A 14,275-nucleotide genomic window follows, 5' to 3' on the forward strand; every position below is an offset into this window, starting at 1 on the left:
GGGGCCCAAAATCAGCCGTCGATGTCTGGCGCGCCGAGTGGCTCGCCAGGCAGCGGAAACTCCTCCTGCGCCGACGCGCGCAGGCCGGCGAGCAGCAGCTCGGCCAGCCGCGCGTCGACCCGCTCGCTCAGGTCGGCGAGACCGGCCGACTGGCGGACGTGCACGTTGATCAGCATGCCGAGGTCACCCACGCCGATGTCCGTACGCAGGTCGCCGGCCTGCTGAGCGGCGCCGATCATCTCCCCCAGCGCCGCCGTGAGGACGCGCCGGCGCGCCACCGTCTCCGGTCGCAGCCGCATCTGCTCGTGCCGCAGCGGATCGATCACCGCGCTCAGTCCGCCGAGCCGCGTACGCACACAGAACCGTACGAACCGGCAGAGCGCCGACCACGCGTCCGACTCCTCTCGCAGCGCCGCCTGCGCCGCGTCGACCAGTTGGTCCATGCCGTCGTGGAGCACCGCGTCGACGAGCGCCGCGCGGTCAGGAAACCGCCGGTAGAGCGTGCCGATCCCGACGCCGGCTGCCTTCGCGATGTCCTCAAGCGGATGGTCTGGTCCGTGCTCGACCAGCAGCCGGCGCGCCGCGGCGAGGATCTGCTCGCGATTGCGCCGCGCGTCCGCTCGGAGTGTCACCCGGCGACTCTACCGAGGTAGGCTAACTGGAGGAATTTCCTCCAGTTAAGGAGCCTCATGCGTATCGGACTGCTGATCGACGAGCGCGGCAAGTCGCTCGACGAACTCACCGCGGAAGCGACCGCGGCGAAAGGCCTGGCCGGATTCTGGACCGGCCAGCATTACGACTGGGATCCGTTGAGCGTGCTCGCGGCGACCGCGCCGGCCGTGCCCGGGATCGAGCTCGGCACCGCGATCGTGCCGACCTTCCCGCTGCATCCGCTGGCCTTGGCCAGCCAGGCGCTGAGCGTGCAGGCGATGGTCGGCAACCGGCTGACGCTCGGCGTCGGCCTCAGCCACCGGGTGGTGATCGAGGAGCGCTTCGGCATCTCGTACGACCGGCCGGCGCGCCACCTGCGCGAATATCTGTCGGCGCTGGTGCCGCTGCTGCACGGCGAGTCGATCGCGTACGAAGGCGAGACGCTGAAAGCGGCCGGCGCGGTGACCGTGCCGGGATCGCGGCCGCCGGGCGTACTCGTCTCCGCGCTCGGGCCGGTCACACTGCGGATCGCCGGCGAGCTGACCGACGGCACGATCACCAACTGGGCCGGCCCGGCCACGCTCGCCGACCACGTCGTGCCGGCGATCAGCAGTGCCGCGTCGGCTACGCCACGGATCGTCGCCGCCGTCATGGTGTCGGTGACCTCCGACGAAGCGGCCGTACGCGGGTGGGTCAAGGACAACTTCGGCATGGCCTCGACGCTGCCGAGCTATCGGTCGATGTTGGAGCGCGAAGGCGCCGGCGGCGTCGAGGACGTGGTCGTCGTCGGCGACGAGTCGTCGGTCGAGCGGCAGTTGCAGCGGCAGCTCGACGCCGGCGCGACCGAGTTCATCGCCTTCCCGCTCGGCTCCGCCGCCGACCGCGCGCGTACGACCGACCTGCTCGTCGCACTCAACGCCTGAAAGGATCCGTCCCGGCCACGGCCGTTCTCGACATGCCGGCGGAGGAAACTTGGCAGAATCTGGCACCGTGAAATACCTGATCCTGATCTACCACAACCCGGAGATGGCCAAGCTCTGGCAGAGCATGCCGCCGGAGCGGCGAGCCGCCGGCCTGCGCGCGTACGAGGTGCTCAACGACGAGCTGCGCGCGTCCGGTGAGCTGGTGGCGACCGAGCCGGTGTCGCAGACGAAGGTGACGCGGGTGACCGCGCACGACGGCCGCACCAGCCTCAGCGACGGACCGTTCGCCGAGGCCAAGGAGCATCTGGCCGGCTTCTATCTGGTCGACTGCGTGAGCGAGGAGCGCGCGTACGACATCGCCGGCCGGATCCCTGAAGCCGCTTTCGGCGTCGTGGAGGTGCGGCCGACGCTGGATCTCAGCGCTTTCGGATGACCATCGAACGGGTGGTGCGCGAGCTGGCGCCGCAGGTGCTCGTCGCGGTCGTACGCCGTCATGGCGGTTTCGACATCTGCGAGGACGCCGTGCAGGAGGCGCTGCTCGCGGCCGCGCAGCAGTGGCCGGTCGACGGCATGCCGGCCAACCCGAAAGGCTGGCTGATCACGGTCGCTTCGCGGCGGCGTACGGAGATGTGGCGCAGCGACACGGCCCGGCAGCGGCGCGAGGAGACGGTCGCCGCGATGGCCACCGATCCGCCGGTCGTCTCGTCGGTCGACGACACGCTCACACTGCTCAAGCTGTGCTGCCATCCGTCGCTCACCGAGCAGTCGCAGGTCGCGTTGACGCTGCGCGCGGTCGGCGGCCTCACCACGGCCGAGATCGCGCGCGCGTTCCTCGTGCCGGAAGCGACCGTGGCGCAGCGCATCAGCCGCGCGAAAGCGCGGATCAAAGGTGCGCGCTTCGAGCTGCCGGACGGCCTGGACGCGGTGCTGCAGGTGCTCTACCTGGTCTTCAACGAGGGTTACACGGCCAGCTCCGGGTCGTCGCTGCACCGCGTCGAGCTGTCGGCGGAGGCCATCCGGCTGACGCGCCAGCTGCTCGCCGAAGCGCCGGACGACGGCGAGGTGGCTGGCCTGCTCGCGTTGATGCTGCTCACCGATGCGCGGCGGCCGGCGCGCACGCTCGCCGACGGCTCGTTGGTGCCGCTCGCCGAGCAGGACCGCGGCTTGTGGGATGCCGCTCTCATCGCCGAAGGCAGCGAGCTGATCGCCGCGACGCTCGCCCGCGCGCCGGTCGGCCCGTACCAGCTGCAGGCCGCGATCGCCGCCGTGCACGACGAGGCGGCGCGCTACGAGGACACCGACTGGCCGCAGATCCTCGGCCTTTATGACCTGCTGTCCACCATCGCGCCGGGACCGATGGTGTCGCTCAACCGGATCGTGGCGCTGGCGATGGTACGCGGACCGGCCGCCGGCCTGGCCGAGCTGGCGGCCGCCGAGGCACCGCTCGCCGGCCACCATCGCGTGCACGCCGTACGCGCACATCTGCTCGACCTGTCCGGCGATCGAGCCGCCGCGCGGTCGGAGTACGAGCGCGCGGCGAGCCTCACGCTGAGCATGCCGGAGCAGCGCTATCTGCTGGCTCGCGCCGCCGCCGTACTGTCTGAGGGATGAGCGACCAGCGGCAATGGCCGCGCGAACGGCGTGAACTTCCGGCCGAGCTGACGGCTGCCGCCGCGGCCAACCCCGGCGGCGCGGTCGCCGAGATCGACGCGACGATGGTCAGCGACCCGAACGGATACGTGCCGGCCGAGGCGATCGTCGGTGTCTTCCTGGTCGGGCCGGACGGAAAGGCGACCGGCGACTACGAACGCAACCCCGACCACGGACCGGTGCGCGACGACCTCAGGCGGCTCGAGCCACCGGACCACTGGCTCGGCTGGCTGCCGGACGAGCCAGGCCCGGCCGTACGCACGTCGATCGAGGGCATCCTCGACCAACAGGTGGCCGGGTCGGTGGTCGACTGGCTGAAGATCATCGACGAGCCGGTGTTCCTCACCTCGGCCCGGCGGCTGCCGGACGACCCCGACCGGGTGATCGCCACCCGCGCCGCGCTGGCCGTGTCGTTCGCGCTCGGCGCGCGGCCGCCGGGCGGCGACAGCGTGATCCTCACCGGCGTGTTCTCCTGGGTCGCCGCCGGACTGGACGGCGAACGCGCCGACCAGCTCTGGTTTGACCTGGGGATGAGCCGCGAGGAGGCGGAGACCGCGCTCAAGGAGCGGATCTATGCCGTCGGACGGCCTTCGTAGATCGCTCGTACGGTCTCCACGGTGTCGGCCTCGGACGCCTTCTTGTCCTCGCGATAACGCAAGACGCGCGCGAACCGCAACGCCATGCCGCCCGGATAGCGCGTGCTGTTCTGCACGCCGTCGAACGCGATCTCGACCACCAGCTCCGGTCGTACGCGCACCACCCAGTCGCCTTCCTCGACCGCCAGCGCGCGCAGCTTTTCCGTCTGCCAGGCCAGCATCTCGTCGGTCATGCCCTTGAACGTCTTGCCGAGCATGACGAAATCGCCGGTCGCCTCGTCGCGCGCGCCGAGGTGCAGGTTGGACAGCCAGCCGCGGCGGCGGCCGTGCCCCTGCTCGACGGCGAGCACGACCAGGTCGAGCGTGTGCCGCGGCTTGACCTTGAGCCAGCCGCCACCCCGGCGACCGTTTTGATAGGGCACGTCCAGTGCCTTGACGACGACACCTTCGTGGCCGGCGGCGAGCGCCGCCGCGTACACCCTCCCGGCCGCCTCCGCCGACTCCACCACCTCGCGCGTGATCCGCGCGGCCGCCGGCACCACCTTTTCCAGCGCGGACCAGCGCCGGTCCCCCGGCTCGTCCAGCAGGTCGTCGCCGTCCAGGTGCAGGATGTCGAAAAACGCGGCGGTGAGCGGCATCCGCTCGCGCAGCCGCCGCGGGTCGCCGCGCTGGCCGGTGCGGCTCGCGGTCACCTGAAACCGGTGTGGCCGGCCGTCGTCGTCGAGCGCGATCACCTCGCCGTCGAGCACGATCTGCCGGACCGGCAGGGCCCGTACGACCTCGACGACCTCCGGCAGCCGCGCGGTCACGTCGTCGAGGCTGCGGGTGAACAGCCGCACCTGGTCGCCGTCGCGGTGCGCCTGGATGCGGATGCCGTCGAGCTTGTATTCGACCGCGGCCGGGCACACCTTCTCGATCGCCGAGTCGATGTCGGGCGCGGTGCCGGCGAGCATTGGCTCCAGCGCGCGGCCGACCTCCAGCCGGAACTCGGCCAGCGCCGCAGCGCCACCGCCGAGCGCTGCCGCAGCGACACCGCGCAGGTCGCCGGACAGCAGCAACGCACGCCGCACGTGTGGAACCTCGATGCCGGTCGCTCGCGAGATCGCGTCGACCATCAGCCCCGCCAGCGCACCCTGCCGCAGCTCGCCGGTCAGCAGCCGGCGCAGAAATTCCTGCTCGACGGCGGTCGCGCGACCGAACAGGTCGCCGAGCAGCGTGCGGCGCTGTGCCTGCGATCCGGCTCCGGTCGTGGCACCGATGCGAGCACATGCCGTGTCGACCGCGGCGACCGTCAGACTCGGCTCGGCCGCCGGCGCCGGCACGTCCTGGATGCTCCGCCAGCCGACGCCGATCTGCCGCTGGCGCAGCTCACCGGACAGGTAGGCGACGGCCGGCACGACCTCCTCCGGCTCGACCTCGCGCAACACCGCCGCCAGCAACTCGGCCTTCTCACGCCGGCTGCGCGTCGCCGCCACCGCCGCGGACGTCTCGACCAGCCTGGTCAGCAGCATCAGCTCGGCGCCTTCGCGGTCGCCAGCAGGCCGGCGGCCCCCAGCATCAGGCCGGGCCGGACGATCGTGCGTATGCCGAGATAGACCAGATAGCCGACGCCGAGCCAGCGCACCACCTCGAACGCGACCCGGGACGCGGCCAGCAGCGCTTCGAGGCCGGCCACCGCGAGCGTGAGCAACACCGCGAAGGCGGCCAGCCGGCCGAGCAGGCCACCGACCGCCGCGCGCGAGCCGCTGCGCATGCCGTTGGACAGCGCGAGCAGGTTGTTGGCGCCCGGCGTCAGCGCCACCAGCACGGCGGCCGGCGGGAACACCAGGATGGAATGCCAGCTCATGGCACGTACGTTATCCGGCGGGTATGACATCAGGACACAGGAGACGAACATGCGAGCAGCGGTGTGCGTACGAGCCGGCGGTCCCGAGGTGCTGGAGGTCCGCGACGTGCCGCGACCGGCCGTGCGGGACGGCTGGAGCCTGGTCGAGGTGAAGGGCGCCGGGCTGAACCGGTCGGAGCTGATGACCCGGCAGGGCCACTCGCCAAACGTGAGCTTCCCGCGCGTGCTCGGCATCGAGTGCGTCGGCGTGGTCGCCGAGTCGACCGATCCGGCGCTGGCGGTCGGCCAGACCGTGGCCGCGATCATGGGTGAGATGGGGCGCGAGTTCGACGGCGGCTATGCGGACTTCGCGCTGCTGCCCAACGAGCTGCTGATGCCGGTGCGGACGACGCTCGACTGGCACACCCTCGCCGCGCTGCCGGAGACCTACCTGACGACTCAGGGATCCATGGACGCGCTCGGCATCGGTCCCGGCAGCGGTGGCCGGCTGCTCGTACGTGGCGGCACGTCGTCGGTCGGCATGGCGGCACTGTCGATGGCACGCGGCTATGGCGTCGAGACCGCCGCCACCACCCGGCGCCCCGACAAGACCGCCGCGCTGACCGCCGGCGGTGCCGACCACGTGATCGTCGACAACGGCGAGGACCTGGGCAAACAGGTGCGCGAGATCTGGCCGGACGGCCCCGACTACGTGCTGGAGCTGGTGGGCGCGACCACGACCGTCGAGTCGCTGCACCTCGTACACCGCGGCGGCACGGTGTGCGTGACCGGCATGCTCAGCGGCGTCTGGGCCATCCCGAGCTTCGAGCCGGTGGCGATGATCCCCTCCGGCTCGAAGCTCACCGCGTATCACAGCGACGACTTCAAAGGCAGCGCCGGCGCGCTGCAGCGGATCGTCGACGAGGTCGAGGCCGGCACGTACCAGCCAAACCTCGACCGCGTCTTCGCGCTGGACGACGTGGTGGCGGCACACACGTACATGGAGACCAACCAGGCCACCGGCAAGGTCGTCCTGGTGCCGTGACGCAATCGGAATCCGATTACGTCAGAGCCGCGAGAGCTTGTCCAGCAGCAGGGTCTCGGCCAGGCACACCTTGGCGAACTCGCCGAGGTGCAGGCTCTCGTTGGGACCGTGCGCGCCGGACGCCGGGTCCTCGACGCCGGTGACCAGCAGCGCCGCCTCCGGGAACTGGTCGGCGAACTCGGCCAGGAACGGCACCGAGCCGCCGATCCCCATGTTGACCGGCTCGACACCCCACGCGTCGGCGAAGGCCTGCCGCGCGGCGTCGTAGCGCGGACCGGTCGCGTCGATCGCGTACGGCTGGCCGATCTCACCCGGGTCGACGGTGACCTGGACACCCCATGGCGCGTTTTCGTGGAGGTGCTTGACCAACGCCTCGTACGCGGCTTTGGCGTCGCTGCCCGGCGGCACGCGCAGGCTCAGCTTCGCGCGCGCGGAGGCGAGCAGCGTGTTGGACGCCTTTTTGGTCGGCGGCGCGTCAATCGCCAGCACGCTCAGCGCCGGCTGATTCCACACGCGGCTGGTCAGCCGGCCACTGCCGATCAGGCCGACACCGTCGAGCATGCCGGCCTCGGCGCGCAGCCGGTCCTCCGGAATGTCGAGCTCGCTGTCCATCGCCGGCCCGAAGCCTGGGATGGCGACGTGACCCTCCTCGTCGTGCAGCGTGGCGACCAGCCGGCACAACGCGGTCAGCGCGTCCGGCACCGCGCCGCCGAACATGCCGCTGTGTACGCCCTTCTCCAGCACACGTACGTTCACGTAGCAGTCGACCAGGCCGCGCAGGCTGACGGTCAGCGCCGGCTGGCCGATGGCCCAGTTGCCGGAATCGGCAAGCACCATCATGTCGCTGGCCAGCCGGTCCCGGTAGGCGGCGAGGAACTGTCCGAGCGTCGGCGAGCCGATCTCCTCCTCGCCTTCGACGAAGATCGTCACGCCGACCGGCGGCTTGCCGTCGTACGCGCGCAGAGCGGCCAGGTGCGCGGCGATGCCAGCCTTGTCGTCGGCCGCACCGCGCGCGTACAGCCGGCCGTCGCGCTCGGTCGGCTCGAACGCCGGGCTCTCCCACAGCTCGTCCGGCCCCGGCGGCTGCACGTCGTGGTGCGCGTACAGCAGCGCGGTCGGCGCTCCTTCCGGCGCCGGATAGGTCGCCACGACCGCCGGCGCGCCGCCCGGCACCGACAGGATCTGCACGTCGGCCGCGCCGGCCTCGCGGAACAGTGTCGCCACCGCCTCGGCGGACGCCCGCACGTGGGACTGGTCGAAGTCCGCCACACTCACGCTGGGGATGCGGACCAGCCGTTCCAGGTCGGCTCGTACGGACGGCAGCACCCGCTGCACGGCGGCGGCAAGCTCAGCCACCCGGGAATCGTTATCAGTCACGGCCTCCGATCTTAGAGGCCGCACGTAGGGACCTCTTAGGATGTCGCACCGACTGCTATGCGGCGCGTACGACCTCCTGCTCCGGCGGCCCGGCCGGCTCCTTGCTGAACCTGCACTGGCCGAACTGCAGGTTGGGCCCGACGCTGATCGCCTCGATCTCGTTGGACGTGCGGCGCTGGCCCTCCACCTCGTACTGCCGCACCAGGAACCTGCCATAGACCACCACCGGATCGCCCTTCACCAGGCTGGCCGCCACGTTCTTGGCCATCTGGTGCCAGCAGTTCACCCGCAGGAAGAGCGGATCGTCGTCCTTCCACTCCTTGCTGGTCGCGTCGAAGCGCCGCGGGTTGGCGGCGATGGTGAAGTTGCACACCGACCAGCCGTTGCGCACCTTCTTGAGGTGTGGTCCACCGGCGACGTTGCCCACCATCGTCACCAAGGGTTCTCCTGACATCTGCCTCTCCTTGCCTCGCGGTGTCTCCACGATCCCGCGAAAGTCCAGGTCATGGCGTGGCCGGCGGCAAATCTGTGGACGGCGAATCGAGGTGTGGAAAACCCGGAAAACGCCGCCAGACGTGGTATGTAGGCTCAGCACGTGGATCACTTCGGACTGGCGGTGCTGATCGGTCTGGCGGTGCTGCTGGTCGTGATCGGACTCGTGTACGTCGGCGGTGGCGTCGCCGAGTCGCGCCGGCACGCGCTGCTGCGCCGCGAAGGCCGCTCGACCAAGGCGACGCTGGTCCGCCTGCGCCGCTCACGGCTGAGCACGCGCGCAGAGGTCAGCTTCCAGGCGGCCGGCCGGACCGTGACGGTCACCTCGACCGCCTCGCGGTCGGTCGGCCGGGTCGCCAGGTCCAAGAAGCTGCGGCCAGGCGGCCAGGTGGCGGTCCGCTATCTGCCGGACGATCCGGCGAACGTGCTGGTCGACGGCTTCGACACGCGTACGCAGCCGTGGACCTACCTGATCTCCGGCACCGCCGCCATCATCGGCGGCCTGCTCATCGCCGCCGTCACACTGCCGTCGCTGGGGTGGCTGTTCCAGCTGGGGTGAAGACCAGCGTCCCGTTGTGTCCGCCGAAGGCGAACGAGTTGGACAAGGCGACCCCCGGCTGCCACTCGCGCGGCGTCAACGCGACATCGAGATCGAGCTTTTCGTCCACAGTGGACGTGCCGATGGTCGGTGGGATGGTCCTGTGCTTGTAAGTCAACGCCAGAGCCACCGCCTCGACCGCGCCGGCGGCTCCGAGCGAATGACCGGTCACGCCTTTGATCGAGGTGACGACCGGCCGGTGCGCACCGAAAACGGCGTTGATCGCCTCTGCCTCGGCGGCGTCGTTGAGCTCCGTACTCGTGCCGTGCGCGTTGACGTGCGTGACGTCCTCGACGCGTACGCCGGCATCCTCGATCGCCAGCCGCATGCACCGCGCGGCGCCAGCGCCGCCTGGAGCCGGCGCGGTGATGTGGAACGCGTCCGCCGTCGAAGCCGCGCCGGCGACCTTCGCGTACACCCGCGCGCCGCGGCTGGCCGCCGACTCGGCGGTCTCCAACACCAGGCAGCCCGCCGCCTCGGCAGCGCAGAACCCGTCACGATCGGGGTCGAACGGCCGCGACCGGCCGGTCGGCGACAGGGCCCGCATGTTGCCGAAAGCGGCAACGTTCGTGCCGGTCATGCACGACTCGGAGCCGCCGGCGATGGCGCGGTCCACCCGCCCCGACGCGACCAGCCGAGCCGCCGCCGCGACCGAGTGCGTACCGGTCGCGCAGGCGGTGGAGATCGTCTCGCACGGACCGCGCAGGCCATAGCGGATCGACACGGCGCCGGCGGCGCCGTTGGGCATCACCATCGGCACGGTGAACGGCGAGACCTTGCGCGGCCCCGAATCCCGCAGCACGTACGCCTGTGTCTCCCACGACAGCGCGCCACCGATGCCACTGCCGATCACGATCCCCCACCGCTCCGGATCGTCCAGGCCGTCGTCCGCATAACCGGCGTCGGCCAGCGCCTGGGCACTCGCCGCCAGCGCGAACTGTACGAACCGGTCCGTACGCCTGACCTGCTGCTTGGTCAGCCCCCAGTCGGCCGGGTCGAACCCGGTCACCTCGCGCGTCGTGGCATCCTCCACCGGCCTGGACAACCCGGCCCAGAAGGCCTCCGCGCCGATGCCGGCCGGCGACACCACACCGACTCCGGTGACGACGACCTCCCGGCCATCCCGCGACTCGATCATTCACCCTCCCGAACGTCGCAGGGCATTATGCCGGTCTGGGGCAATCCCGGATGCCGGAGCGGCTGAGGTGTGACTCGGCGGAACGGCTGGCTGTGAATACACCGGGTGAGCGGCTACCCTGTTGACCGCGGCGTACGGGGGCCGGCTCCACGTCCCCCTGTGCTGCCTGACTGGCCCCCGTAGCTCAGCGGATAGAGCAGGTGCCTTCTAAGCACTTGGCCGCAGGTTCGATTCCTGCCGGGGGCACCAATAGGATGGGAATGCTTCCCGGCTCGCCAGCTCCGCGGCGCCGAAAGAATGAAGAAAATCCTGTCAGGAAATCCGGCAGCGCTTCGTTAGATAGTGCTCACACAGCCACTGCCGCCGCAGGGCACGGCTGCCTGCTTCCCTCACCAGGAGACCGCAGAGGCCGCAGGCAAGAACGATGATCGCCGACATCGATGCGTCCCATGCGCCGACGGCCGCTACCCGCGGGGGATTGACTGTCGGTCATCTGCTGCTCGCTAGTGTTTCGCCACCAGCTCGATCTCCGGCGACTGGCCGCCGTCGAGAAGAAAGTACGCGAGGAAAGTCAGTCCGTCCGGCCCCGCGTCGAACCGCGAGATGGTCACGGCCTCGGGTTCGTAGAAGACGTCGCCAGGCCCAAGTACGGCCGATGGCTCGCCTTCGCGCTGGAAGGTGACCGAGCCCTGCTCGATGCTGCCGACCACCGGACAGTTGTGGACGTGTGCGCCTGGGACCTCGTTTGGCGACAGCCGAATTCGCCGCACCTCCACGCTTTCCGTACGCTTCGCGGCCGTCAGCCGCGACCTGAGAAGCGTCGCGCGACCCTGGTAGTCCGTGTCGGTGACGTGCTCACCCCACTCGGCGGTCGTGCCGTTTTCCGCCGCTTCCTGTACGGCCAGATGCCTCATGCTCGTCGTGGGGCCGGCGCCGTGCCAGTGCCATTCGCCTGGCGCGATCCGCACCGAGTCGCCGGGGCGGATCTCCTCTGCCGGCGCGTTCCGTCGCCCAACCCGACCCCAACCCTCGGTCACGTGCAGGACCTGACCGTGCGGATGCCAATGCCACGCCGTACGCGCGCCAGCCTCGAACACCACGTCGAAGATGGCCAGCCGCGAGTCGTCAGCCGGCGTCGCGATCGGCGTAAGGTGAACGACCCCGGTGAACCATTCCTCGGGCCCGCGCCGCCGTTCTCCATTCCGGTGAATCTCCATGACCTGAGTGTACATACTGGTAGGTACAGAACTGCCTGGACGCCGGGACCGCCGGATCACTCCGGTTGGTTCGTGCGCGCGAGCCGCTCGTGCAGCGCGGCGATCTCGTGGTGGGCGTCGGCGAGCTGATCTTCCAGGTCTGCGATACGGGCCGCCGCTGCCATGCTGTGCCCTTCGTCGAACAGGTCGCGTAGCCGGCTGACGCGGGCGAGCTGGCGCCTGCTGTATCGGCGGTGTCCGCCGGCGGAGCGTGCGGGGCGTACGACGCCGGCGGCGTCCAGGCTGCGTAGGAACGCCACCTGCACGTCCAGCAAGGTGGCGCCCTGGCCCGTGGTGTAGGTGGGATAGTCCTGGTCATCCAGCCGGGCCAGGTCGTCGAACCGGTCGGGGCGGCTCGTTGAGCGCGCCGATTCCGCAGTCATCACGTGATGGTATCTGCAACGACCTCTTGACACAATCTACAGTCTGCGCTATAGAAAAAATATCAGGGTGAATGACCTGGTGTACGTGCCAGCGACGTACTGGGGAGTGAGCCTCGATGCCAACAGCGACAACGTGCCCCACCTGGGCCTCCGACACGGCGACGCTGGGCTGTTTCGCCGACGCCGTGTCAGCCGACGTGGAGTGGTTGCGGGCGGAGTTCGACGCGATCATCGCCGCGTCGTATCCCGGCCGACAGCAGCCACCGCCCTGTCAGTTCCTCGCCAAGCCCCACCAACCTGACAGGCCGCCGGAGTTGGTTGCCGGCCAGCCACGTCGCCTAGCCGGGCGGTCGGCACGGCCACGGTCGCGTCGACGCCGGCAGCGCGCGCCGCCGCTTTTACACGTACCAGGCTCGAGTTTTCACAGCACCCGATCGGTAGGTGAGAGGAGGTGAGGTCTGTCCGCGACGCCGTGGAAAGGCGATAGAAAGCGAGGCGGAGTCGGTGGCCGCCAGCCCTTCGTTCGGGCGGTCCGAGCCTCAACCAGTCCTCCGTCTTCCGACCGCCGTGCGTCTCGTGACGCGGTGCCGCGCGGCGGCCCCGGCATCCGCCCCGCCGCACCGATGACGGCTGCCCCGACAGCCGGCAAACCAGGAGTCGCGCCAAAAGAGGACCCAAGAAGACGCGAACGGCACTCGCACGCGGCCGGCGGCCATGCCGATGGATGCCTACCGGTCAGGGGACGAGTACGTCGTGCACTTCGACCTGCCCGGCATCGCACCGGACTCGATTGAACTGGACCTGGAACGCAACGTCCTGACGGTCAAGGCCGAACGACGGACCGAGTACGGTGACGACGTCGAACTCACCGTCGCCGAACGCCCGTGCGGGGTGTTCAGCCGCCAGTTGTTCCTCGGCGACACGTTGGACGCCGAACATGTCAACGCCAGCTACGAGGGGGGCGTGCTGACGATCCGGATCCCGGTCGTCGAGCAGGCCAAACCCCGCAAGATCGCCATCGAATCGACCGACGCGGCCAAACAGATCAACGCCTGACCACCGCCTCCGCGAGTTCGCTGACGGTATCTGCCGATCGGCAGATACCGTCAGCGCTGTCCGCTCGGTGAGATGAGTCCATGACCGCTAAATGGACATCATCGCCCTGGCACGGATCTGACCTGAGCAGGCGGCGACTGGCGACCCTTCTGGCAGTGGGTGTGGCGGCTGCCACCGCACCTGGCCTGCTGTCCGCCACCCCGGCACGGGCAGCTTCGGCTCCGGCGCTGGCGACGCCGACCGGGAGATGGCCGATCGCGACCACCGTTCGCCATGTCGTCGATCCGGTCCGCATCGATCCGTTCACGAAGCGCCGGCGCGAGATCATGGTGCAGTTCTGGTATCCGACCCGGCGGCCCGGCGGACCTTGCGCCGCGTACGTCAGCCGATCGGTCAGCGATCGACTGGACCAGGGCCTGGGTGTCTCGCTTCCCGGCCGATTCTGCCGGATCCGAACGCATTCGACCGGTGACGCGCCACGCGCCGGCACGTTTCCCATCGTCCTCTACAGCCACGGATCCGGCTCGTACCGAGCCAGCGCCACCGCCCTCTGCGAAGACCTGGCCAGTCACGGTTATCTGGTGGTGGCGCTGGACCACACGTTCGACTCGGTCGCGGTGCGGTTTCCCCACGGTCGGATCGTCGGCATGGGCGACCCGAAGATCCCCGGCTGGACCGAGGAGCAACTGCCCGACAAACTCGACGAGTTGCGTTCTGGCGATCTGCGACTGGTCGTCGACCTGCTGCGCGACCCCCGGTGCCCCATCGGCGCCTTCGGCCATTCCCGCGGTGGATCGGCGGTGTCGGCGGCGATGGGCGTCGACTCCAGAATTGTCGCCGGACTGGGGATCGACAGCTCGATCGCGACCAGTGTCGCGACCAACGGCCTGCCACATCCGTTCATGTTGTTGACCGAGGCGGGCGATTTCGCACCCGAGGACGGTCCCTTCGGCACCCACTGGAAGCTTTTCCAAGCGCACCATCGCGGTTGGGGCCGACACCTCGACCTCGCCGGCAGCGGCCACTGGACGTTCATGGATCCGGCGCCGCTGCTGGATTTCCTTGGCACTCCCGACATCCTCACGGCCAGCCAGATCGACTCCCTGTTCGGCACCGCCGCGATCCGCTCGCGCGCCGTCCCCATCACTCGCGCGTACGTCCGCGCGTTCTTCGACCGGCACCTGAAGGGTTGGTCCTCACCACTGCTGAACCGGCCATCATCCCAGTACCCGGAGATCTCCTTCCGCTGGCGGCAAAACTGAGCACCGGACTGTCCGGCGTTCCG

16 protein-coding genes and 1 tRNA gene are annotated in these 14,275 nt (G+C 69.9%); 9 read left to right on the top strand and 8 right to left on the bottom strand.

What is annotated here, in order from left to right; translation table 11 throughout:
* Positions 1-11: 11 nt before the first annotated feature.
* On the bottom strand, positions 12-632 hold the full coding sequence (locus GNX95_RS12820) for a TetR/AcrR family transcriptional regulator (RefSeq protein WP_163507311.1): 621 nt from the start codon (positions 630-632) through the stop codon (positions 12-14).
* A gap of 57 nt (positions 633-689) precedes the next feature.
* On the opposite strand from GNX95_RS12820, the gene GNX95_RS12825 reads away from it, so the two are divergent.
* The 4 genes from GNX95_RS12825 (at position 690) to GNX95_RS12840 (ending at position 3,820) form a co-directional block, all read left to right on the top strand.
* Positions 690-1,574 carry a TIGR03564 family F420-dependent LLM class oxidoreductase gene (locus GNX95_RS12825; RefSeq protein ID WP_163507312.1) on the top strand — a complete coding sequence of 295 codons (885 nt, stop codon included), beginning with the start codon at positions 690-692 and terminating at the stop codon, positions 1,572-1,574.
* Between the two features lie 67 nt (positions 1,575-1,641).
* Positions 1,642-2,007 (top strand): YciI family protein, encoded by a 366-nt coding sequence (locus tag GNX95_RS12830; protein ID WP_163507313.1) that lies wholly within the window; start codon positions 1,642-1,644, stop codon positions 2,005-2,007.
* A complete protein-coding gene (locus GNX95_RS12835) occupies positions 2,004-3,185 on the top strand; it encodes an RNA polymerase sigma factor (protein WP_163507314.1) in 1,182 nt (393 codons plus the stop codon). The genes GNX95_RS12830 and GNX95_RS12835 overlap by 4 nt, the downstream gene beginning before the upstream one ends.
* Complete coding sequence (locus GNX95_RS12840) at positions 3,182-3,820, top strand: hypothetical protein (protein ID WP_163507315.1); 639 nt, start codon at positions 3,182-3,184, stop codon at positions 3,818-3,820. Before GNX95_RS12835 ends, GNX95_RS12840 begins: the two co-directional genes overlap by 4 nt.
* Here GNX95_RS12840 and GNX95_RS12845 read toward each other — a convergent pair.
* Both GNX95_RS12845 and GNX95_RS12850 read right to left on the bottom strand, forming a co-directional pair.
* Positions 3,796-5,331 (bottom strand): ATP-dependent DNA ligase, encoded by a 1,536-nt coding sequence (locus tag GNX95_RS12845; protein ID WP_163507316.1) that lies wholly within the window; start codon positions 5,329-5,331, stop codon positions 3,796-3,798. The genes GNX95_RS12840 and GNX95_RS12845 overlap by 25 nt on opposite strands.
* Positions 5,331-5,666, bottom strand: coding sequence for a LysE family translocator (locus tag GNX95_RS12850; RefSeq protein ID WP_163507317.1), 336 nt, complete (start codon positions 5,664-5,666; stop codon positions 5,331-5,333). Before GNX95_RS12850 ends, GNX95_RS12845 begins: the two co-directional genes overlap by 1 nt.
* Positions 5,667-5,715: 49 nt before the next feature.
* Between GNX95_RS12850 and GNX95_RS12855 the strand changes: the two genes are divergently transcribed.
* Complete coding sequence (locus GNX95_RS12855) at positions 5,716-6,690, top strand: zinc-binding dehydrogenase (protein WP_163507318.1); 975 nt, start codon at positions 5,716-5,718, stop codon at positions 6,688-6,690.
* 21 nt (positions 6,691-6,711) lie between these two features.
* Here the strand turns inward: GNX95_RS12855 and GNX95_RS12860 are convergent, their stop codons facing one another.
* Both GNX95_RS12860 and ssb read right to left on the bottom strand, forming a co-directional pair.
* Positions 6,712-8,046, bottom strand: a complete 1,335-nt coding sequence (locus GNX95_RS12860; protein ID WP_187369651.1) for a dipeptidase — start codon at positions 8,044-8,046, stop codon at positions 6,712-6,714.
* Positions 8,047-8,122: 76 nt separating this feature from the next.
* Positions 8,123-8,521 carry a single-stranded DNA-binding protein gene (gene ssb / locus GNX95_RS12865; RefSeq protein ID WP_163507320.1) on the bottom strand — a complete coding sequence of 133 codons (399 nt, stop codon included), beginning with the start codon at positions 8,519-8,521 and terminating at the stop codon, positions 8,123-8,125.
* A 141-nt stretch (positions 8,522-8,662) separates the two neighbouring features.
* On the opposite strand from ssb, the gene GNX95_RS12870 reads away from it, so the two are divergent.
* Positions 8,663-9,118, top strand: a complete 456-nt coding sequence (locus tag GNX95_RS12870) for a DUF3592 domain-containing protein (RefSeq protein ID WP_163507321.1) — start codon at positions 8,663-8,665, stop codon at positions 9,116-9,118.
* On the opposite strand, the gene GNX95_RS12875 is transcribed toward GNX95_RS12870, so the two are convergent.
* On the bottom strand, positions 9,078-10,295 hold the full coding sequence (locus tag GNX95_RS12875; protein WP_163507322.1) for a beta-ketoacyl-[acyl-carrier-protein] synthase family protein: 1,218 nt from the start codon (positions 10,293-10,295) through the stop codon (positions 9,078-9,080). The genes GNX95_RS12870 and GNX95_RS12875 overlap by 41 nt on opposite strands.
* A gap of 173 nt (positions 10,296-10,468) precedes the next feature.
* On the opposite strand from GNX95_RS12875, the gene GNX95_RS12880 reads away from it, so the two are divergent.
* Positions 10,469-10,544, top strand: a tRNA-Arg gene (locus tag GNX95_RS12880).
* Positions 10,545-10,798: 254 nt separating this feature from the next.
* Here the strand turns inward: GNX95_RS12880 and GNX95_RS12885 are convergent.
* Together GNX95_RS12885 and GNX95_RS12890 are read right to left on the bottom strand one after the other, a co-directional pair.
* A complete protein-coding gene (locus GNX95_RS12885) occupies positions 10,799-11,512 on the bottom strand; it encodes a (R)-mandelonitrile lyase (RefSeq protein WP_163507323.1) in 714 nt (237 codons plus the stop codon).
* 56 nt (positions 11,513-11,568) lie between these two features.
* Positions 11,569-11,934, bottom strand: coding sequence for a MerR family transcriptional regulator (locus GNX95_RS12890; RefSeq protein WP_163507324.1), 366 nt, complete (start codon positions 11,932-11,934; stop codon positions 11,569-11,571).
* Positions 11,935-12,654: 720 nt separating this feature from the next.
* Between GNX95_RS12890 and GNX95_RS12895 the strand changes: the two genes are divergently transcribed.
* A complete protein-coding gene (locus GNX95_RS12895; RefSeq protein WP_343034837.1) occupies positions 12,655-12,990 on the top strand; it encodes an Hsp20/alpha crystallin family protein in 336 nt (111 codons plus the stop codon).
* Positions 12,991-13,145: 155 nt separating this feature from the next.
* Entirely contained in the window at positions 13,146-14,252 is a 1,107-nt protein-coding gene (locus GNX95_RS12900) for an alpha/beta hydrolase family protein (RefSeq protein ID WP_163507326.1), read from the top strand.
* The last annotated feature ends 23 nt before the right edge of the window (positions 14,253-14,275 follow it).

The organism is Fodinicola acaciae, from assembly GCF_010993745.1.
Lineage (GTDB): Bacteria > Actinomycetota > Actinomycetes > Mycobacteriales > HKI-0501 > Fodinicola > Fodinicola acaciae.